This is a genomic window from Pseudomonas emilianonis (assembly GCF_023072625.1).
Classification (GTDB): domain Bacteria; phylum Pseudomonadota; class Gammaproteobacteria; order Pseudomonadales; family Pseudomonadaceae; genus Aquipseudomonas; species Aquipseudomonas paraveronii.
In genome coordinates this window covers 1-20,255 of the sequence record NZ_JAKNRV010000009.1, presented here as the reverse complement: position 1 = coordinate 20,255, position 20,255 = coordinate 1, and the positions used below count along the sequence as shown (strand labels likewise).

At 55.2% G+C, this 20,255-nt stretch carries 16 protein-coding genes, 4 tRNA genes and 1 rRNA gene; all 21 read right to left on the bottom strand.

Annotated elements, in window-relative coordinates; genetic code table 11:
- Positions 1 to 37: 37 nt before the first annotated feature.
- Positions 38 to 349: a 30S ribosomal protein S10 gene (gene rpsJ, locus L9Z73_RS02315; protein ID WP_003186070.1), complete on the bottom strand. Its 312-nt coding sequence runs from the start codon at positions 347 to 349 to the stop codon at positions 38 to 40.
- A 158-nt stretch (positions 350 to 507) separates the two neighbouring features.
- Complete coding sequence (tuf, locus tag L9Z73_RS02310) at positions 508 to 1,701, bottom strand: elongation factor Tu (RefSeq protein WP_247396021.1); 1,194 nt, start codon at positions 1,699 to 1,701, stop codon at positions 508 to 510.
- 30 nt (positions 1,702 to 1,731) lie between these two features.
- Positions 1,732 to 3,837: an elongation factor G gene (gene fusA, locus L9Z73_RS02305; protein WP_247396020.1), complete on the bottom strand. Its 2,106-nt coding sequence runs from the start codon at positions 3,835 to 3,837 to the stop codon at positions 1,732 to 1,734.
- A 30-nt stretch (positions 3,838 to 3,867) separates the two neighbouring features.
- On the bottom strand, positions 3,868 to 4,338 hold the full coding sequence (gene rpsG, locus L9Z73_RS02300; protein ID WP_002555493.1) for a 30S ribosomal protein S7: 471 nt from the start codon (positions 4,336 to 4,338) through the stop codon (positions 3,868 to 3,870).
- A gap of 118 nt (positions 4,339 to 4,456) precedes the next feature.
- Entirely contained in the window at positions 4,457 to 4,828 is a 372-nt protein-coding gene (gene rpsL, locus L9Z73_RS02295) for a 30S ribosomal protein S12 (protein ID WP_002555494.1), read from the bottom strand.
- A 217-nt stretch (positions 4,829 to 5,045) separates the two neighbouring features.
- Positions 5,046 to 9,245 (bottom strand): DNA-directed RNA polymerase subunit beta', encoded by a 4,200-nt coding sequence (rpoC, locus tag L9Z73_RS02290; RefSeq protein ID WP_247396019.1) that lies wholly within the window; start codon positions 9,243 to 9,245, stop codon positions 5,046 to 5,048.
- A gap of 64 nt (positions 9,246 to 9,309) precedes the next feature.
- Positions 9,310 to 13,383 carry a DNA-directed RNA polymerase subunit beta gene (gene rpoB, locus L9Z73_RS02285; protein ID WP_247396018.1) on the bottom strand — a complete coding sequence of 1,358 codons (4,074 nt, stop codon included), beginning with the start codon at positions 13,381 to 13,383 and terminating at the stop codon, positions 9,310 to 9,312.
- A 219-nt stretch (positions 13,384 to 13,602) separates the two neighbouring features.
- Positions 13,603 to 13,968 (bottom strand): 50S ribosomal protein L7/L12, encoded by a 366-nt coding sequence (rplL, locus tag L9Z73_RS02280; protein ID WP_247396017.1) that lies wholly within the window; start codon positions 13,966 to 13,968, stop codon positions 13,603 to 13,605.
- Positions 13,969 to 14,046: 78 nt separating this feature from the next.
- Positions 14,047 to 14,547, bottom strand: a complete 501-nt coding sequence (gene rplJ / locus L9Z73_RS02275) for a 50S ribosomal protein L10 (protein WP_247396016.1) — start codon at positions 14,545 to 14,547, stop codon at positions 14,047 to 14,049.
- Positions 14,548 to 14,746: 199 nt separating this feature from the next.
- Positions 14,747 to 15,442, bottom strand: a complete 696-nt coding sequence (gene rplA / locus L9Z73_RS02270) for a 50S ribosomal protein L1 (protein WP_150642949.1) — start codon at positions 15,440 to 15,442, stop codon at positions 14,747 to 14,749.
- Complete coding sequence (gene rplK, locus L9Z73_RS02265) at positions 15,442 to 15,873, bottom strand: 50S ribosomal protein L11 (protein ID WP_003210097.1); 432 nt, start codon at positions 15,871 to 15,873, stop codon at positions 15,442 to 15,444. The genes rplA and rplK overlap by 1 nt, the downstream gene beginning before the upstream one ends.
- Positions 15,874 to 15,989: 116 nt before the next feature.
- The gene (gene nusG / locus L9Z73_RS02260; protein ID WP_003176436.1) at positions 15,990 to 16,523 is read right to left on the bottom strand and encodes a transcription termination/antitermination protein NusG; all 534 of its coding nucleotides are present in this window, start codon (positions 16,521 to 16,523) and stop codon (positions 15,990 to 15,992) included.
- A 9-nt stretch (positions 16,524 to 16,532) separates the two neighbouring features.
- Positions 16,533 to 16,901, bottom strand: a complete 369-nt coding sequence (secE, locus tag L9Z73_RS02255) for a preprotein translocase subunit SecE (protein ID WP_003194658.1) — start codon at positions 16,899 to 16,901, stop codon at positions 16,533 to 16,535.
- Between the two features lie 45 nt (positions 16,902 to 16,946).
- Positions 16,947 to 17,022: transfer RNA gene (locus L9Z73_RS02250), tRNA-Trp, on the bottom strand.
- Positions 17,023 to 17,183: 161 nt separating this feature from the next.
- Positions 17,184 to 17,259, bottom strand: a tRNA-Thr gene (locus L9Z73_RS02245).
- 26 nt (positions 17,260 to 17,285) lie between these two features.
- Positions 17,286 to 17,359, bottom strand: a tRNA-Gly gene (locus L9Z73_RS02240).
- Positions 17,360 to 17,383: 24 nt separating this feature from the next.
- A tRNA-Tyr gene (locus L9Z73_RS02235) sits at positions 17,384 to 17,468 on the bottom strand.
- 142 nt (positions 17,469 to 17,610) lie between these two features.
- Complete coding sequence (locus L9Z73_RS02230) at positions 17,611 to 18,057, bottom strand: hypothetical protein (RefSeq protein ID WP_247396014.1); 447 nt, start codon at positions 18,055 to 18,057, stop codon at positions 17,611 to 17,613.
- 7 nt (positions 18,058 to 18,064) lie between these two features.
- Positions 18,065 to 18,814 carry a pantothenate kinase gene (locus tag L9Z73_RS02225; protein WP_247396013.1) on the bottom strand — a complete coding sequence of 250 codons (750 nt, stop codon included), beginning with the start codon at positions 18,812 to 18,814 and terminating at the stop codon, positions 18,065 to 18,067.
- Positions 18,804 to 19,763, bottom strand: a complete 960-nt coding sequence (gene birA, locus L9Z73_RS02220) for a bifunctional biotin--[acetyl-CoA-carboxylase] ligase/biotin operon repressor BirA (RefSeq protein ID WP_247396012.1) — start codon at positions 19,761 to 19,763, stop codon at positions 18,804 to 18,806. Before birA ends, L9Z73_RS02225 begins: the two co-directional genes overlap by 11 nt.
- Positions 19,764 to 19,931: 168 nt before the next feature.
- Positions 19,932 to 20,047, bottom strand: a 5S ribosomal RNA gene (gene rrf, locus L9Z73_RS02215).
- Positions 20,048 to 20,255 lie beyond the last annotated feature (208 nt).

Genomic DNA, 20,255 nt, shown 5'->3' with positions numbered 1-20,255 from the left:
GCCCATTTCAGAGCGTTACACGACTAAGACCCAAGTCTTAGCCGAGGCTGATCTGTACTTCCACACCGGCCGCCAGATCAAGCTTCATAAGTGCATCAACGGTTTTATCCGTTGGCTGGACGATGTCCAGTACGCGCTTATGAGTACGGATCTCGTACTGGTCACGCGCGTCTTTGTTGACGTGCGGGGAGACCAGAACGGTGAACCGCTCTTTACGGGTAGGCAGTGGAATTGGACCACGCACTTGAGCACCAGTACGTTTCGCGGTTTCCACGATTTCCTGGGTGGATTGGTCGATCAGGCGATGGTCAAAAGCCTTCAACCTGATACGGATTTGCTGATTTTGCATTGGATTTCAGACTCCGGCTGCTATTCCCAGCGAGCGCAATACGCCCGTTAAAAGGAGGCGCAATTCTATAGACGCCCCAGATGGGTGTCAACCCAATAAAAAAAGCCCCCGCTAAGCGGGGGCTTTCTCAAAACCTCGAAGCTAACTCAAAAAAGAGCTTACTCGATGATTTTAGCTACAACGCCAGCACCAACGGTACGGCCGCCTTCACGGATAGCGAAGCGCAGACCGTCTTCCATTGCGATGGTTTTGATCAGGGTGACAACCATTTTGATGTTGTCGCCTGGCATTACCATTTCAACGCCTTCCGGCAGTTCGCAGTTACCAGTCACGTCAGTAGTACGGAAGTAGAACTGTGGACGGTAGCCTTTGAAGAACGGAGTGTGACGACCGCCTTCTTCTTTGCTCAGCACGTACACTTCAGCTTCGAACTTGGTGTGCGGCTTAACCGAACCTGGCTTAACCAGAACCTGGCCACGCTCAACGTCGTCACGCTTGGTACCACGCAGCAGAACGCCGCAGTTCTCGCCAGCACGACCTTCGTCGAGCAGCTTACGGAACATTTCAACACCGGTGCAGGTGGTGACGGTAGTGTCACGCAGACCAACGATTTCCAGTGGATCTTGAACCTTAACGATACCGCGCTCGATACGACCGGTAACAACAGTACCACGACCGGAGATCGAGAATACGTCTTCGATTGGCATCAGGAACGGCTTGTCGATAACACGAACTGGATCTGGGATGTAGCTGTCCAGAGTCTCAACCAGTTTACGAACGGACGTGGTGCCCATTTCGTTATCGTCTTTGCCTTCCAGAGCCATACGAGCAGAACCGATGATGATCGGAGTGTCGTCGCCTGGGAAGTCGTAAGTGCTCAGCAGATCGCGCACTTCCATCTCAACCAGTTCCAGCAGCTCAGCGTCGTCTACCAGGTCAGCCTTGTTCAGGTAAACCACGATGTACGGAACGCCAACCTGGCGGGACAGCAGGATGTGCTCACGGGTTTGTGGCATCGGACCATCAGCGGCCGAGCAAACCAGGATCGCGCCGTCCATTTGGGCAGCACCGGTGATCATGTTCTTCACATAGTCAGCGTGACCTGGGCAGTCAACGTGAGCGTAGTGACGGATCAGCGAGTTGTATTCAACGTGAGCGGTGTTGATGGTGATACCACGAGCTTTTTCTTCTGGTGCGCTGTCGATTTTATCGAAATCAACGATTGCAGAACCGAAAATTTCGGAGCAAACGCGAGTCAGAGCAGCAGTCAGAGTGGTTTTACCGTGGTCAACGTGACCGATAGTGCCAACGTTGACGTGCGGTAGGGAACGATCAAATTTTTCTTTAGCCACGACAATTAACTCCTTGCCTAAAGGACTGAATCAGCCTTGTTTTTTGGATACAGTTTCAGCGATGTGCGCCGGAGCTGTGTTGTATTTTTTGAATTCCATAGAGTAGCTTGCGCGACCCTGGGACATGGAGCGAACGTCGGTCGCATAACCGAACATCTCACCCAACGGAACCTCGGCGCGAATCACTTTGCCGGAAACCGTGTCTTCCATACCCAAGATCATGCCGCGACGACGGTTAAGGTCGCCCATGACATCACCCATATAGTCTTCAGGTGTAACAACTTCTACCGCCATGATTGGCTCAAGCAACTCACCACCGCCCTTCTGGGCCAGTTGCTTGGTTGCCATGGAAGCAGCCACCTTGAACGCCATCTCGTTGGAGTCGACGTCGTGGTAAGAACCGTCAAAAACGGTTGCTTTCAGGCCGATCAGCGGATAGCCGGCAACAACACCGTTCTTCATCTGCTCTTCGATACCCTTCTGGATAGCAGGGATGTATTCCTTAGGAACAACACCACCCACTACTTCGTTCACGAATTGCAAACCTTCCTGACCTTCATCAGCAGGAGCAAAACGGATCCAGCAGTGACCGAACTGACCACGACCGCCGGACTGACGAACGAACTTGCCTTCGATTTCACAGTTCTTCGTGATGCGCTCACGATAGGAAACCTGAGGCTTACCGATGTTGGCTTCGACGTTGAACTCACGGCGCATCCGGTCAACCAGGATGTCCAGGTGCAACTCGCCCATGCCGGAGATGATCGTTTGACCAGTCTCTTCATCAGTCTTGACGCGGAAAGATGGATCTTCCTGAGCAAGTTTGCCCAGAGCGATACCCATTTTTTCCTGGTCATCCTTGGTCTTAGGCTCTACGGCAACCGAAATAACCGGCTCCGGGAAGTCCATACGAACCAGGATGATTGGCTTGTCAGCGTTGCACAAAGTTTCACCAGTGGTGACGTCCTTCATGCCGATCAAGGCCGCGATGTCACCAGCGCGTACTTCCTTGATCTCTTCACGGGCGTTTGCGTGCATTTGCACCATACGACCCACGCGCTCTTTCTTGCCCTTGACCGAGTTGATCACGCCGTCGCCGGAGTTCAACACGCCCGAGTAAACGCGGACGAAGGTCAGGGTACCCACGAATGGGTCGGTAGCGATCTTGAACGCCAGAGCCGAGAACGGCTCGCTGTCGTCTGCATGACGCTCCAGCTCGATAGTCTCGTCATCCGGGTCAGTACCCTTGATGGCAGGAATATCAACCGGCGCCGGCAGGTAGTCGATCACGGCGTCGAGAACCAGGGGAACACCCTTGTTCTTGAAGGAAGAACCGCAAACAGCCAAGACGATCTCACCAGCGATAGTACGCTGACGCAGAGCGGCCTTGATTTCCGCGTTGGTGAGTTCTTCACCTTCGAGGTACTTGTTCATCAGCTCTTCGTTGGCTTCGGCTGCAGCCTCAACCATGTTATTGCGCCACTCGTCAGCCAATTCCTGCATGTCTGCTGGGATAGCTTCGCGACGAGGAACCATACCTTTGTCAGCATCGTTCCAGTAAACAGCTTCCATGGCCAGCAGATCGATCTGCCCCTGGAAGTTGTCTTCGGAACCGATAGCCAACTGGATTGGCACCGGGGTGTGACCCAGACGTTGCTTGATCTGACCGATCACGCGCAGGAAGTTCGCACCAGCACGGTCCATCTTGTTTACGTAAACAAGACGTGGAACGCCGTATTTGTTGGCTTGACGCCATACGGTTTCCGACTGAGGCTCAACACCCGAGGTGCCGCAGAACACAACGACAGCGCCGTCGAGTACACGCAGGGAACGCTCAACTTCAATGGTGAAGTCTACGTGGCCCGGGGTATCGATTACGTTGAAGCGGTGCTCATCTTTGTACTGCTTCTCGGAACCCTTCCAGAAGGCGGTAATAGCAGCAGAAGTAATGGTAATACCACGCTCCTGCTCCTGAACCATCCAGTCTGTGGTCGCGGCGCCGTCATGCACCTCGCCCATCTTGTGACTTTTGCCGGTGTAAAAAAGGACGCGCTCGGTGGTGGTGGTTTTACCAGCATCCACGTGAGCGACGATACCGATGTTACGGTAGCGACTAATCGGAGTAGTACGAGCCATAAAGCCCTCGCAAAATTAGTGAAGCTAGAATTAGAAGCGGTAGTGCGAGAAAGCTTTGTTAGCTTCAGCCATACGGTGCACGTCTTCACGCTTCTTAACAGCAGCACCTTTACCTTCAGCAGCGTCCAACAGTTCGCCAGCCAAACGCAGAGCCATAGACTTCTCGCCACGCTTACGGGCGAAGTCTACCAACCAGCGCATTGCCAGGGCGTTACGACGGGACGGACGAACTTCGACCGGAACCTGGTAAGTAGCACCGCCTACACGGCGCGACTTCACTTCGACCAGCGGAGCGATGGCGTCGAGAGCTTTCTCGAAGATTTCCAGGGGGTCGCTGTTCTTGCGTTCTTTAACCTTTTCCAGCGCGCCATAAACGATACGCTCGGCAACGGCTTTCTTGCCGCTTTCCATCACGTGGTTCATGAACTTGGCCAGAATTTGGCTTCCGTATTTTGGATCGTCAAGCACTTCGCGCTTGGCTGCTACGCGTCTTCTTGGCATGGATAAGCCCTCAAACGGTCTTCAGGTTCGCTCGGAATCGGTGCCCTTTCGGGACGCCTCCGACCTTACTCTTATCGACTCAGAAAATAAGATGATTCAGTTTTACAAAAAGCCGCTACTACTTAGGCTTCTTGGTACCGTACTTCGAACGACCCTGGTTACGACCTTTAACGCCGGAAGTATCCAAGGAGCCGCGTACGGTGTGGTAACGAACACCTGGCAAGTCTTTTACACGACCGCCGCGGATCAGTACCACGCTGTGCTCTTGCAGGTTGTGGCCTTCACCGCCGATGTACGAGGAAACCTCGAAACCGTTGGTCAGGCGCACACGGCATACTTTACGCAGTGCCGAGTTAGGTTTTTTCGGCGTAGTTGTATACACGCGAGTGCATACGCCACGACGTTGCGGGCAGTTCTGCAGCGCAGGCACGTCGGATTTCTCGACGATACGCTTACGCGGCTGACGTACCAGCTGGTTGATAGTTGCCATCTACTAGCTCCACTGTTGTCTTGCGACGCTATTGTCTTGCAAGAAAAGCAAAATGGCAGGAACGAATTCCCGCCAAATTTAGGGGTACAAGAGTCTAAAGAGGATCTTGTCCCCAGTCAAGGCAAGGCCCCGACCTCCCCTCTCAACGAACCGGGGCAAAACTGCCTCGATCCGACGAATGGGGGCTGCCAGGGCCCAGACTTATTTATCGCAGAACTCAGTTACCGCTTGAGTTCAGCGCTTCGGTCAGTGCAGCTTCCACTTCACTGGCGCTTACGCGCAACGGCTTGTCAGCTTCACGGCGGCGCTTGCGCTCGCTGTGGTAAGCCAAACCGGTACCGGCTGGGATCAGACGACCCACAACCACGTTTTCTTTCAGGCCGCGCAGGTAATCGCGCTTGCCGGTTACCGCTGCTTCGGTCAGTACACGAGTGGTCTCCTGGAAGGAGGCCGCCGAGATGAACGATTCAGTGGACAACGACGCCTTGGTGATACCCAGCAGTACACGAGTAAATTTGGAAACAAATTTCTCGTCGGCTGCCAGACGCTCGTTCTCTACCAGTACGTGAGTCAGTTCCATCTGGTCGCCCTTGATGAAAGTAGAATCGCCGGATTCAGCGATTTCAACTTTACGCAGCATCTGACGCAGGATGGTCTCGATGTGCTTATCGTTGATCTTCACGCCTTGCAGGCGGTAAACGTCCTGGATCTCGTTAACGATGTACTTGGCCAGCGCACTCACACCCAGCAGACGCAGGATGTCGTGTGGATCGCTAGGACCGTCGGAGATAACTTCGCCGCGGTTTACCTGTTCGCCTTCGAACACGTTCAGGTGACGCCACTTCGGAATCAGCTCTTCATACAGATCGCTACCGTCGTTCGGGGTAATGACCAGGCGGCGCTTGCCCTTGGTCTCTTTACCGAACGCGATGGTGCCGCTGACTTCAGCCAGAATCGACGCTTCTTTCGGACGACGAGCTTCGAACAAGTCGGCAACACGCGGCAGACCACCGGTGATGTCACGGGTCTTCGAAGTCTCTTGCGGGATACGCGCGATAACGTCGCCGATCGCGATCTTCGCACCATCCGCTACACCGACCAGGGCGTTGGCTGGCAGGAAGTACTGAGCGATTACGTCAGTGCCTGGCAGCAACAGATCCTTGCCGTTGTCATCGACCATCTTCACGGCAGGACGGATGTCTTTACCGGCAGCTGGACGATCTTTCGCGTCGAGTACTTCAATGTTGGTCATACCGGTCAATTCGTCAGTCTGACGCTTGATCGTGATGCCTTCTTCCATGCCCACGTAGGTCACGGTACCTTTCATTTCGGTAACGATTGGGTGAGTGTGCGGATCCCACTTGGCCACGATTGCGCCAGCGTCGACCTTGTCACCTTCTTTAACCGAAATCACAGCACCATACGGCAGCTTGTAACGCTCACGCTCACGACCGTAGTCATCAGCGATTGCCAGCTCACCCGAACGGGACACAGCAACCAGGCAACCATCCACTCGCTCAACGTGTTTCAGGTTGTGCAGGCGGACGGTACCGCCATTCTTCACCTGAACGCTGTCGGCTGCGGAGGTCCGGCTTGCCGCACCACCGATGTGGAATGTACGCATGGTCAGCTGGGTACCCGGCTCACCGATGGACTGGGCAGCGATAACGCCGACCGCTTCACCGATGTTCACCTGGTGACCACGAGCCAAGTCACGGCCATAGCACTTGGCGCAAATGCCGAAGCGGGTTTCGCAGCTGATCGGCGAGCGAACGATCACTTCGTCGATGCTGTTGAGTTCGATGAACTCGACCCACTTCTCGTCAACCAGGGTGCCGGCAGGAACGATAATTTCCTCGGTACCTGGTTTGAATACGTCACGGGCAATAACACGACCCAATACGCGCTCACCCAGCGGCTCTACAACGTCACCGCCTTCAATGTGCGGTGTCATCAGCAGACCGTGTTCGGTGCCGCAATCGATCTCGGTTACAACCAGATCTTGTGCCACGTCTACCAGACGACGAGTCAGGTAACCGGAGTTCGCGGTTTTCAACGCGGTATCCGCCAGACCTTTACGAGCACCGTGAGTGGAGATGAAGTACTGAAGTACGCTCAAACCTTCACGGAAGTTCGCAGTAATTGGCGTTTCGATGATGGAGCCGTCCGGCTTGGCCATCAGGCCACGCATACCGGCGAGCTGACGGATCTGCGCAGCAGAACCCCGTGCGCCCGAGTCAGCCATCATGTACATCGAGTTGAACGACTCTTGATCGACTTCCACGCCATGACGGTCGATAACCTTCTCTTTTGAGAGGTTAGACATCATCGCCTTCGACACTTCGTCGTTGGCCTTGGACCAAAGGTCGATCACTTTGTTGTACTTCTCGCCCTGGGTTACCAGGCCGGAGGCGTACTGGCTTTCGATCTCTTTCACTTCATCAGTAGCAGCACTGATGATGCGGGCTTTTTCATCCGGGATAACGAAGTCGTTAACACCGATGGAAACGCCGGAAATGGTCGAATAAGCAAAACCGGTGTACATCAACTGGTCAGCGAAAATCACGGTCTCTTTCAGACCAACCACGCGGTAGCACTGGTTGATCAGCTTGGAGATCGCCTTTTTCTTCATCGGCAGGTTGACGACGTCGTAAGACAGACCTTTTGGCACAACCTGATACAACAGCGCACGGCCGACAGTGGTGTCGACGATACGGACATTGCTCACGCTGCCGCCGTCACGGTCGTTCACGGTTTCGTGAATCCGCACTTTGACCTTGGCGTGCAGTGCGGCTTCGCCGGCACGGAACACACGGTCAACTTCCTGCAGGTCAGCGAATACACGACCTTCGCCCTTGGCGTTGATCGCTTCACGGGTCATGTAGTACAGACCCAATACAACGTCCTGCGACGGAACGATGATTGGCTCACCGTTGGCTGGCGACAGGATGTTGTTGGTCGACATCATCAACGCACGCGCTTCCAACTGGGCTTCCAGTGTCAGCGGTACGTGCACGGCCATTTGGTCGCCGTCGAAGTCGGCGTTGTACGCAGCACAGACCAGAGGGTGCAGCTGGATAGCCTTACCTTCGATCAGTACCGGCTCAAACGCCTGGATACCCAGACGGTGAAGGGTCGGTGCACGGTTGAGGAGAACCGGGTGTTCGCGAATCACTTCAGCGAGAACGTCCCAAACCTCTGGCAGTTCGCGCTCGACCATTTTCTTGGCCGCTTTGATGGTGGTCGCGAGACCACGCATTTCCAGCTTGCCGAAGATGAACGGCTTGAACAGCTCAAGGGCCATCTTCTTAGGCAGACCGCACTGGTGCAGACGCAGGGTCGGGCCTACGGTAATTACCGAACGACCGGAGTAGTCAACACGCTTACCGAGCAAGTTCTGACGGAAACGACCTTGCTTACCCTTGATCATGTCAGCCAAGGATTTCAGAGGACGCTTGTTCGAACCGGTGATAGCGCGGCCACGACGACCGTTGTCGAGCAGGGCATCGACGGCTTCTTGCAACATACGCTTTTCGTTGCGCACGATGATGTCCGGAGCGGACAGATCGAGCAGGCGCTTCAAGCGGTTGTTACGGTTGATCACGCGGCGGTACAGGTCGTTGAGGTCGGACGTCGCGAAACGACCACCGTCCAACGGTACCAGCGGACGCAGGTCTGGCGGCAGAACCGGCAGAACGGTCAGCACCATCCACTCTGGCAAGTTGCCGGAACCCTGGAAGGCCTCCATCAACTTCAGACGCTTGGACAGCTTCTTGATCTTGGTTTCGGAGTTGGTTTGCGGAATTTCTTCACGCAGGCGGCCAATCTCGTGTTCCAGGTCGATAGCGTGCAGCAGTTCGCGGACAGCTTCGGCACCCATGCGGGCATCGAAATCGTCGCCAAACTCTTCCAGCGCTTCGAAGTACTGCTCGTCGTTCAGCAGCTGACCTTTTTCAAGGGTGGTCATGCCTGGATCGATAACGACATAGCTCTCGAAGTAGAGAACGCGTTCGATATCACGCAGGGTCATGTCCATCAGCAAGCCGATACGGGACGGCAGCGATTTCAGGAACCAGATGTGGGCAACCGGCGAAGCCAGTTCGATGTGCGCCATGCGCTCACGACGAACCTTGGCCAGTGCGACTTCAACGCCGCACTTCTCGCAGATCACACCACGGTGCTTCAAGCGCTTGTACTTACCGCACAGGCACTCGTAATCCTTTACCGGGCCAAAGATCTTGGCGCAGAACAGGCCGTCACGCTCAGGTTTGAACGTACGGTAGTTGATGGTTTCCGGCTTTTTAACTTCACCGAACGACCACGAACGGATCATCTCAGGCGATGCCAGTCCAATACGGATGGCGTCGAACTCTTCGACTTGACCCTGGTTTTTCAGCAAATTCAGTAGGTCTTTCAAGGCCTTTCCTCCTGGCGGAGCAGAGAGCGGGCTAAATAGCCCCGCTCTCGATTCGCGTCACGTGTTATTCGGTTTCCAGATCGATATCGATGCCGAGGGAACGAATTTCTTTGATCAACACGTTGAAGGACTCGGGCATGCCCGGCTCCATACGGTGATCGCCGTCCACGATGTTTTTGTACATCTTGGTCCGACCGTTCACATCGTCTGACTTCACTGTGAGCATTTCTTGCAGAGTGTAAGCAGCACCGTATGCTTCCAGTGCCCAGACCTCCATCTCCCCGAAACGCTGACCACCGAACTGAGCCTTACCACCCAGCGGCTGCTGGGTAACCAGGCTGTACGAACCGGTAGAGCGAGCGTGCATCTTGTCGTCTACCAAGTGGTTCAGCTTCAGCATGTACATGTAGCCAACAGTAACCGGGCGCTCGAACTTGTTGCCGGTACGGCCGTCGAACAGCTGCATCTGGCCGCTTTCCGGCAGGTCTGCCAGTTTCAGCATGGCCTTGATTTCGCTTTCCTTGGCACCGTCGAACACCGGGGTAGCCATTGGAACGCCGCCGCGCAGGTTCTTCGCCAGATCCAGGATTTCCTGGTCGGTGAAGGTATCCAGCTCTTCTTTGCGGCCGCCGATCTCGTTGTAGATCTCGTGCAGGAACTTGCGCAGGTCAGCAACCTTGCGCTGCTCTTCGATCATACGGTTGATCTTCTCGCCCAGACCTTTGGCCGCGAGGCCCAGGTGGGTTTCAAGGATCTGACCAACGTTCATACGCGAAGGTACGCCCAACGGGTTGAGGACGACGTCGACCGGGGTGCCATTGGCATCGTGCGGCATGTCTTCAACCGGCATGATCACGGAGACCACACCCTTGTTACCGTGACGACCGGCCATCTTGTCGCCCGGCTGGATGCGGCGACGGATTGCCAGGTAAACCTTGACGATTTTCAGCACGCCTGGAGCCAGGTCATCGCCCTGCTGCAGTTTGCGCTTCTTGTCTTCGAACTTGTCGTCCAGCAGACGGCGACGATCAACGATGTAGGCCTGGGCCTTCTCGAGCTGCTCGTTCAGAGCGTCTTCAGCCATGCGCAGTTTGAACCACTGGCCGTGCTCAAGACCGTCGAGTACTTCGTCGGTGATGTCCTGACCTTTCTTCAGGCCGGCGCCGCCTTCAGCCTTGCGGCCTACCAGAGCGGAACGCAGACGTTCGAAGGTCGCGCCTTCAACGATACGGAACTCTTCGTTCAGGTCCTTGCGGATCTCGTCGAGTTGGATCTTCTCGATGGACAGAGCACGAGCATCACGCTCAACGCCGTCGCGGGTGAAGACCTGTACGTCGATGACAGTGCCCTTGGTACCGGTCGGTACACGCAGGGAAGTGTCTTTCACGTCGCTGGCTTTTTCACCGAAGATGGCACGCAGCAGCTTCTCTTCCGGAGTCAGTTGGGTCTCGCCTTTCGGAGTGACCTTACCGACCAGAATGTCGCCTGCGCCAACTTCAGCACCTACGTAAACGATACCGGCTTCGTCCAGCTTGTTCAGTGCAGCTTCACCCACGTTCGGGATGTCTGCAGTGATTTCCTCAGGCCCAAGCTTGGTGTCACGCGCCACACAGGTCAGTTCCTGGATGTGGATCGTGGTGAAACGGTCTTCTTGAACAACACGCTCGGACAAGCAGATGGAGTCTTCGAAGTTGTAACCGTTCCAGGCCATGAACGCGATGCGCATGTTCTGGCCCAGAGCCAGCTCACCCATATCGGTGGAAGGACCGTCGGCCATAATGTCGCTACGCTGAACGCGATCACCCTTACGCACCAGCGGACGCTGGTTAATGCAGGTGTTCTGGTTCGAGCGGGTGTATTTGGTCAGGTTGTAGATGTCGACACCGGCTTCGCCAGTTTCAACTTCGTCATCAGCAACACGAACCACGATACGGCTGGCGTCAACGGAGTCGATCACACCGCCACGACGGGCCACGACGCAAACGCCGGAGTCACGCGCAACGTTACGCTCCATGCCGGTACCTACCAGCGGCTTATCAGCGCGCAGGGTCGGTACAGCTTGACGCTGCATGTTGGAACCCATCAACGCACGGTTGGCGTCATCGTGTTCCAGGAACGGGATCAGCGACGCTGCAACCGAAACTACCTGCTTCGGCGAAACGTCCATCAAGGTGACGTCTTCAGGCGCCTTGACGGTGAATTCGTTCAAGTGACGAACAGCTACCAGCTCGTCGATCAGCATTTTCTTGTCGTTCATCGTGGCCGAAGCCTGGGCGATCACGTGATCAGCTTCTTCGATGGCGGACAGGAACACGATCTCGTCGGTGACCAGAGCGTCTTTCACCACACGGTACGGGCTCTCAAGGAAGCCGTACTGGTTGGTGCGCGCATAGGCAGCCAGGGAGTTGATCAGACCGATGTTCGGACCTTCCGGCGTTTCGATCGGGCAAACACGACCGTAGTGCGTCGGGTGTACGTCACGGACTTCAAAGCCAGCACGCTCACGGGTCAGACCGCCCGGGCCCAGTGCGGATACACGGCGCTTGTGGGTGATCTCGGAGAGCGGGTTGTTCTGGTCCATGAACTGCGAGAGCTGGCTGGAACCGAAGAACTCTTTCACCGCTGCAGCCACTGGCTTGGCGTTGATCAAGTCTTGCGGCATCAGGCCTTCACTTTCAGCCATCGACAGACGCTCTTTGACCGCACGCTCAACACGTACCAGGCCAACGCGGAACTGGTTCTCGGCCATTTCGCCTACGCAGCGAACACGACGGTTACCCAGGTGATCGATGTCATCGACGATGCCTTTGCCGTTACGGATGTCGACAAGAGTCTTCAGGACCGCAACGATGTCTTCCTTGCACAGCACGCCCGAACCTTCGATCTCGGTACGACCGATACGACGGTTGAACTTCATCCGGCCGACCGCAGACAGGTCATAGCGCTCAGGGCTGAAGAACAGGTTGTTGAACAGGGTTTCGGCAGCGTCTTTGGTAGGTGGCTCGCCAGGACGCATCATGCGATAGATCTCGACCAGCGCTTCCAATTGGTTGCTGGTGGAGTCGATCTTCAGGGTGTCGGAGACGAACGGACCGCAGTCGATATCGTTGGTGTACAAGGTTTCGATGCGAACAACCTGAGCCTTGGCGATTTTTGCCAGGATTTCGGTGTTCAGCTCGGTGTTGCACTCAGCCAGGATTTCGCCTGTAGCCGGGTGAACGATGACCTTGGCGGTCGTGCGACCCAGGACGTAGTCCAGAGGCACGTCCAGCGACTTGAGACCGGCCTTTTCGATCTGGTTGATGTGGCGCGCAGTGATACGGCGGCCGGCTTCAACGATGACCTTGCCATTTTCGTCCTGGATATCCAGGACAGCAATTTCACCACGCAGACGCGAAGCAATCAGTTCCAGGCTGAGGGTTTCATCCTTCAGGCTGAATACGTTGGTGGTGTAGAAAGCGTCCAGCACTTGCTCAGTGGTATAGCCGAGCGCGCGCAGCAGCACGGAGGCCGGCAGCTTGCGACGACGGTCGATACGCACGAACACGCAGTCTTTCGGGTCGAACTCGAAGTCCAACCACGAACCGCGGTACGGAATGATCCGCGCGGAGTACAGGAGCTTGCCGGAGCTGTGCGTCTTGCCGCGGTCGTGGTCGAAGAACACGCCCGGGGAACGGTGCAGCTGGGAAACGATAACACGCTCGGTACCGTTGATAACGAAGGTACCGTTTTCAGTCATCAGTGGGATTTCGCCCATGTAGACTTCTTGCTCTTTGATGTCCTTGATCGCTTTGTTCGACGATTCTTTGTCGAAAATGATCAGACGGACTTTTACCCGCAAAGGTACGGCGTACGTAACACCGCGCAACACGCATTCTTTGACATCAAATGCCGGTTCGCCCAGGCGATAACCGACGTACTCCAGCGCAGCATTGCCGGAGTAGCTGATGATCGGGAAAACGGATTTGAAGGCCGCATGCAGGCCCACGTCGCGGAACTGATCTTTGGTCGCTCCCGCCTGCAAGAATTCACGATACGAATCCAGCTGGATAGCCAGAAGGTACGGGACATCCATGACGTCCGGCAACTTGCTAAAGTCCTTGCGGATACGTTTTTTCTCAGTATATGAGTAAGCCATCAGCGTTCCCCAGCTTGGTCACCTGCTTGTTTGGCCCTCCCGACGGGAGCAGCCAGAAAATCTTGCAAACCCCTTGGTTTGCACCACCGCATCGGGTGGCTACAGCGCGTTAATGGCGGCGACCGAGTCGACAGCCAAGAACGGAAAAAGGCCGGTGGCATGAGCCACCAGCCATCAGCCTTCAGCTTAACGCTTGGGCTGGAGACGCAAGGTCGATGCTTACTTCAGCTCGACTTTAGCGCCTGCTTCTTCCAGAGCAGCTTTGGCTTTGTCAGCGGCGTCTTTCGACACAGCTTCCAGAACAACGCCAGGAGCGCCGTCAACTACAGCCTTGGCTTCTTTCAGGCCCAGACCGGTCAGTTCACGAACTGCCTTGATCACGTTTACTTTCTTCTCGCCAGCTTCCAGCAGCATGACGTTGAATTCGGTTTGCTCTTCAGCAACAGCAGCAACAGCGGCTGGGCCAGCGGAAGCAGCGGCAGCGGAAACGCCGAATTTTTCTTCGAAAGCTTTGATCAGCTCAACAACCTGCAGAACCGACATTTCAGCTACGGCGTTGAGGATATCTTCTTGGGAGATAGACATTACTGTATTTCCTGAATTGGGGGACGGCCTACGCGGCCATCGAAATAAACAAAAATACGCGAGAGAAAATGCTCAGCCTTAGGCTGCGGCAGCTTCTTTTTGCTCGCGAACTGCAGCCAGAGTACGAGCCAGCTTGCTGGTAGCGCCTTGAATCACGCTCATCAGCTGCGAAATAGCTTCGTTACGGGTCGGCAGTGTTGCCAGTACGTCGATTTGGTTAGCTGCGAGGAACTTGCCCTCGAACGCAGCTGCCTTGATCTCGAACTTATCCTGACTCTTGGCAAATTCCTTGAACAAACGGGCAGCAGCGCCTGGATGATCTGTGGAGAACGCGATCAGAGTCGGGCCGGTGAACACGTCGTTGAGAACACTGTATTCAGTGTCAGCAACAGCGCGCTTGAGCAGGGTGTTACGTACAACACGTACGTATACGCCAGCTTCACGAGCCTCTTTACGGAGTCCGGTCATAGCGCCTACTGTCACACCACGGGCATCAGCCACGACAGCGGACAGAGCAGCTTTGGCAGCCTCGTTGACTTCAGCGACGATGGCCTTCTTGTCTTCGAGATTAATTGCCACGGGTTAAACTCCTGCTTGTTACCGTTTCATCTGGCCGAAGCCGGATGTCGTTTTGGTGTCTGATTCGGTAAGGAACCGGGAGCACCATCTGCGTAGGCTTGAGGTTTAAGACTTGCGCCGCCTACGGTCTTGGATAGCCCCCGCCAGGCAGGGACCCCAATTTTTTCAATTGGCGCGATCGCTCACGCCAACGTGTGTCTTATACGTCCAGCGAGCCTTGGTCGATGACCAGACCTGGGCCCATAGTGGTGCTCAGGGTAACGCGCTTGACGTAGATGCCTTTCGAAGAAGCTGGCTTGATACGCTTCAGATCAGCGATCAGGGCTTCAACGTTTTCCTTCAGCTTGACGGCATCGAAGCCGACTTTGCCAACGGAAGTGTGAATGATGCCGTTTTTGTCAGTGCGATAACGAACCTGACCAGCCTTGGCGTTTTTAACCGCGGTAGCTACGTCTGGGGTTACGGTGCCGACTTTCGGGTTAGGCATCAGACCACGTGGACCGAGGATCTGACCCAACTGACCTACAACGCGCATTGCATCCGGGGAAGCAATAACGACGTCATAGTTCAGGTCGCCGCCTTTCATTTCGGCAGCCAGGTCGTCCATGCCAACGCGATCGGCGCCAGCGGCCAGAGCAGCTTCAGCTGCTGGACCTTGGGTGAAGACAGCAACACGTACAGTCTTGCCAGTACCGTGTGGCAGCACAGTAGCGCTACGAACGACCTGGTCGGATTTACGTGGGTCAACACCCAGGTTTACAGCAATGTCAACGGACTCGCTGAACTTGACAGTCGACAGCTCGGTCAGCAGTGCAGCAGCGTCTACAAAGTTGTAGGCCTTGCCTGCTTCGATTTTGCCGGCGATAGCCTTTTGGCGTTTGGTCAGCTTAGCCATTACACACCCTCCACGTTAAGGCCCATGCTACGAGCAGAACCGGCGATGGTACGCACGGCTGCATCCATATCAGCTGCAGTCAGATCCGCGTTTTTGGTTTTCGCGATTTCTTCCAGCTGAGCACGAGTCACGGTGCCAACCTTAACGGTGTTAGGACGAGCGGAACCGCTAGTCAGACCAGCAGCTTTCTTCAACAGAACCGAAGCCGGGGTCGACTTGGTTTCGAAGGTGAAGCTACGGTCGCTGTATACAGTGATGATCACTGGAGTCGGCAGACCTGGCTCAATACCCTGTGTACGGGCGTTGAAGGCCTTGCAGAATTCCATGATGTTCACGCCGTGCTGACCCAGAGCTGGGCCGACGGGTGGGCTAGGGTTGGCCTGAGCGGCCTTCACTTGCAGCTTGATGTAAGCGGTAATCTTCTTGGCCATGAGGCACTCCAATTACGGGTTCGAACGCCTCGAAAGGCTCCCCGGTTACTTGCGCGTTTATCCCAGTGACGACAAAACCCCACAGCCTAGGCTGCGGGGTTGGGATGCTTGCTCAGCTAGACCTTCTCGACCTGACTGAACTCCAACTCTACCGGAGTAGAGCGTCCGAAAATGAGCACCGCCACTTGGATCCGGCTCTTTTCGTAGTTAACTTCTTCGACGGTGCCGTTGAAATCAGCAAACGGACCATCGGTAACACGAACAACCTCACCCGGCTCGAACAACGTCTTCGGCTTGGGCTTGTCGCTACCGTCAGCAACACGACGCAGAATCGCTTCTGCTTCTTTGTCGGTGATCGGAGCAGGCTTATCGGCAGTACCGCCAATGAAACCCATGACACGAGGGGTATCCTTGACTAAGTGCCAAGTACCTTCATTCATGTCCATCTGAACCAGCACGTAGCCAGGGAAGAACTTGCGTTCACTCTTGCGCTTCTGACCATTCCGCATTTCAACCACTTCTTCAGTGGGAACCAGAATTTCGCCGAAGCCATCTTCCATGCCTGCCAGCTTTACGCGCTCCAGCAAAGAGCGCATAACATGCTTCTCGTAACCCGAGTAAGCATGCACAACGTACCAACGCTTAGCCACGGTACACCCTTAGCCAACAATCAAGGAAACAAGCCAGCCGAGCAGGGAATCAAGCCCCCACAACAGCAACGCCATAACCAGAACAACAGCCACAACAATCAACGTGGTCTGCGTGGTTTCTTGGCGAGTCGGCCAAACGACTTTACGAATCTCGGTGCGAGCTTCCTTTACCAGGACCGCGAAAGACTTGCCTTTGGCAGTCTGCAGGCCTACAAAGGCAGCTACAGCAGCGAGGGCGAGCAAAGCGAGCACACGGTACAGGATCGGCGAAGCAGAATAGTACTGATTGCCAACAACGCCTACGACCACCAATGCGACTACAGCAAGCCACTTGACCAGATCGAAACGAGAGCTTTGAGCTTCAGCCTTAGGAGTCATCTATGAAGATCCTGTGAAAAGAAAGCCAGATACACCACGTGAATCTGGCAGGTCAGGAGGGAATCGAACCCCCAACCTACGGTTTTGGAGACCGTCGCTCTGCCAATTGAGCTACTGACCTAAAACAAAATCAGGCCGACCATTATGCAGGCCTGAAAAAGACTTTACAACAGCCAACCCCAAGAGACTTGATACCACCTGGCATAAACGCCAACTACAACAGGATCAAGCCGAGATAGCCGTTAAAACAAAGGCAGATATTTTCATATCTGCCTTGTTATATGGAGCTCTTGAGCGGATTTGAACCGCTGACCTCACCCTTACCAAGGGTGTGCTCTACCAACTGAGCTACAAGAGCAAAACACGCTGCACAACCTGCAAACTTGGAGCGGGTAGCGGGAATCGAACCCGCATCATCAGCTTGGAAGGCTGAGGTTCTACCACTAAACTATACCCGCGGAGCTTGCAGCTCACGCTAAAAATGGTGGAGGGGGAAGGATTCGAACCTTCGAAGTCGTAGACGTCAGATTTACAGTCTGATCCCTTTGGCCGCTCGGGAACCCCTCCTAAGCGAGCCGGCATTCTACATCACGCCGGCCTTCTGTCAAGCATTTTCTCATTAAAAATATGAGGTTAGCTGCGTTGACGTTCGCTTCACGCTGCAGACCTTAAAGGTCTTCACTGCGAAGCGGGCGCCATTCTATGCAAACTATTCGAGAGTTGCAATGCCTTCGCACAGCATTATTTTATGTTTTAACTCATTGAATTCTTTAGCAAGGTTTTCAAACGGCAGATCCTCAGCCAGGCGTCGGCTTTCAGGGGCCACACGAAGCCAGTAACCGGATGCCTCAGGCGTGCTCAACAGCTGAACCTTGACCTTTATATCCAGGCTTGTAAGACGCTGCTCAACAGACTGTGCCTGACGCTGGTCGGCAAAGCCGCCGATGTATAAGCAGGTATTCTGCGCGTCAGGCGCTTTTGCTCGGTCGCGCCGAGACACCGAATCCGAGGATTCACTCAGCAGCCGAATATCCTGCTGAGGGCCACGATAAAGACTCAGGGGCGTGACATCCTTGGCGCGCAACGGAGCCTCTTGCTGATGCCAAACGTAATAGAAGGCATTAAGAACGAGTAAAAGTAAAAACAGCCAACGCATAAGCACCTCAGGACAAAGGACACGCCATTGCCAGACCAACGAAAACCAGGTCCGGAACCAACCGCGCCTGCGGCACAGCATCCGAGACTAGATCAGCATCCCCACCCGTGAGGAATACGGTGAAATCATCACCCCAGTAGCTTCGGGCCAACTCAAGCTGGGTCAACACGAACCCTCTGAGCATCAGAGTACAGCCTCGCTCGACAGCCTCTGCGGTCGTGCGCCCAGGGGAAAGCCGCTCCAGGGCACGCTCAGCAGCCGCGTCGTCGTAGCGTATCTTGCGGGTGTGCGTTCGCAACTGGTTGCGCATCAACGGCATGCCGGGGCAAATGAAGCCTCCCAGGTGCTCTCCATCCGCCGCGATGAAATCTGCCGTGGCCGCGGTACCAAAATCCAGCACCAGGCACGCGCCCGGCGCCAGCTTGAAGCCACCCAGCATCGCCAACCAGCGATCAAGACCGAGACGCTCGAAGTCCTCGTAGCCATTGCGCACTCCGGCCATCTCACGCGCGGACACAGCACAGGATACGGCAACACCGAAAGCCCCTTGCAACACCTCGACCAGCTTATTGGTTTCTTCCAAAGCCCGAACGCTCACCAAGCGGCAACGCGTCAACGACAGCCCAGGTAGCGCCGCCAGGCTTTCAATCAATGCGAAATCCGAACCTACAACACCTTCGGCGGATGCTTTCGCCTGATCCGATTCAAGTACGCGCCATTTGATAAAGCTATTCCCACAGTCGAGCTCAAGAATCATCACGCAACCTCAGGCTTAACTCACCACCGCTATATATTTTTTCAACACCATCCACGTTCAAACGCAACGCCCCCTGGCGGTCGACACCCAGGACCACCCCGTCAATACGATTGACTCCAGCAATGAGGGACACCGCCCTGCCCTGCCATAGGTGATTCTGCTCCCACTCTTCCTGAAGCGCCGCAAAGCCGGAGGCTGTATGTCGCTGCAGGTAGTTTTGCAACTGCAGACCCAGCTGCGCCACAAGTAGATTACGATCCACAGGAAGGCCTGTTTCCAGCTGCACCGACGTCCACTGCTGATCAACTGCAGTGGCTTTCTGCATATTCACGTTAATGCCGATTCCGAGAACAACGTGACAGATATCAGCAGGATCGCCCACCAACTCCAACAGGATTCCGGCAATTTTTTTCTGCCCAACCAGGACGTCGTTTGGCCATTTCAAGGCAGCCCCTTGCACGCCCGACTCACGCAGGGCCTGCATAACCGCAAGCCCCACAACCAGGCTCAGCCCCTCTAGTTGCCGTAGGCCGCCCTCGATGCGCAGCACGAGGCTGTAATACACATTCTGAGCGAACGGACTGACCCACTTGCGCCCCCGCCGGCCTCTTCCTGCGGTTTGTTGCTCCGCGAGCACTAGAAATGGCGCTGCGCACCCCGCATCGACAAGGCGCAAGGCCTCGGCATTGGTGGAGTCAATGGAATCAGAGATGTGGACGGGCCATGCCAATGAAGGCGCCTTTAGCGCAATGTCTTCAGCATTCAAGAACACCAGCGGCGATGCCAACTGATACCCCCTGCCACGCACTTTGTGGATGGGCAAGTTCAACTCAGCCTCAAGATGCTGAAGCTGCTTCCATACAGCACTGCGACTGACGCCCAGGGCGGCGCCAAGTGCTTCCCCGGAGTGGAATCGGCCATCTTTCAGAAGTTTTAACAACGTCAGCATGCAAGTATCGCCTCACAATGAGGCACGCATGATAGCCATGCGCAGGGTCATTGCATAGAAAGGCCGGACCTTAGCACTGAAGACTATCGCGATGAGCCTCTTCGCACTTTCCGAGCGCGCAAAACAAAACCCCTGTCTGCGTGAGCAAACAGGGGTTCTGGAATTTAATCTTGACGATGACCTACTCTCACATGGGGAAACCCCACACTACCATCGGCGATGCATCGTTTCACTACTGAGTTCGGGATGGGATCAGGTGGTTCCAATGCTCTATGGTCGTCAAGAAATTCGGGTACTGAGTCGTGACCTGATGGCCTCGCTTCAGCAAATTGGGTATGTGATAGCTTTCGGTGTTTTGTGAGATCTCGAACTTTCGGTTCGTTTCGTCTTCACACACCGCAATCTGATGCTCTTTCGAGTAGTCAAATTGCTTGGGTGTTATATGGTCAAGCCTCACGGGCAATTAGTATTGGTTAGCTCAACGCCTCACAG

What these genes read in the sequence shown, in the direction of transcription:
- fusA (WP_247396020.1), bottom strand. Translation starts at nt 3,837, where the DNA reads ATGGCTCGTACTACTCCGATTAGTCGCTACCGTAACATCGGTATCGTC.
- L9Z73_RS02225 (WP_247396013.1), bottom strand. Translation starts at nt 18,814, where the DNA reads ATGATTCTTGAGCTCGACTGTGGGAATAGCTTTATCAAATGGCGCGTA.
- birA (WP_247396012.1), bottom strand. Translation starts at nt 19,763, where the DNA reads ATGCTGACGTTGTTAAAACTTCTGAAAGATGGCCGATTCCACTCCGGG.
- L9Z73_RS02230 (WP_247396014.1), bottom strand. Translation starts at nt 18,057, where the DNA reads ATGCGTTGGCTGTTTTTACTTTTACTCGTTCTTAATGCCTTCTATTAC.
- rpoB (WP_247396018.1), bottom strand. Translation starts at nt 13,383, where the DNA reads ATGGCTTACTCATATACTGAGAAAAAACGTATCCGCAAGGACTTTAGC.
- rpsG (WP_002555493.1), bottom strand. Translation starts at nt 4,338, where the DNA reads ATGCCAAGAAGACGCGTAGCAGCCAAGCGCGAAGTGCTTGACGATCCA.
- rplA (WP_150642949.1), bottom strand. Translation starts at nt 15,442, where the DNA reads ATGGCTAAGCTGACCAAACGCCAAAAGGCTATCGCCGGCAAAATCGAA.
- rpsJ (WP_003186070.1), bottom strand. Translation starts at nt 349, where the DNA reads ATGCAAAATCAGCAAATCCGTATCAGGTTGAAGGCTTTTGACCATCGC.
- secE (WP_003194658.1), bottom strand. Translation starts at nt 16,901, where the DNA reads ATGACTCCTAAGGCTGAAGCTCAAAGCTCTCGTTTCGATCTGGTCAAG.
- rplK (WP_003210097.1), bottom strand. Translation starts at nt 15,873, where the DNA reads ATGGCCAAGAAGATTACCGCTTACATCAAGCTGCAAGTGAAGGCCGCT.
- rpsL (WP_002555494.1), bottom strand. Translation starts at nt 4,828, where the DNA reads ATGGCAACTATCAACCAGCTGGTACGTCAGCCGCGTAAGCGTATCGTC.
- rplL (WP_247396017.1), bottom strand. Translation starts at nt 13,968, where the DNA reads ATGTCTATCTCCCAAGAAGATATCCTCAACGCCGTAGCTGAAATGTCG.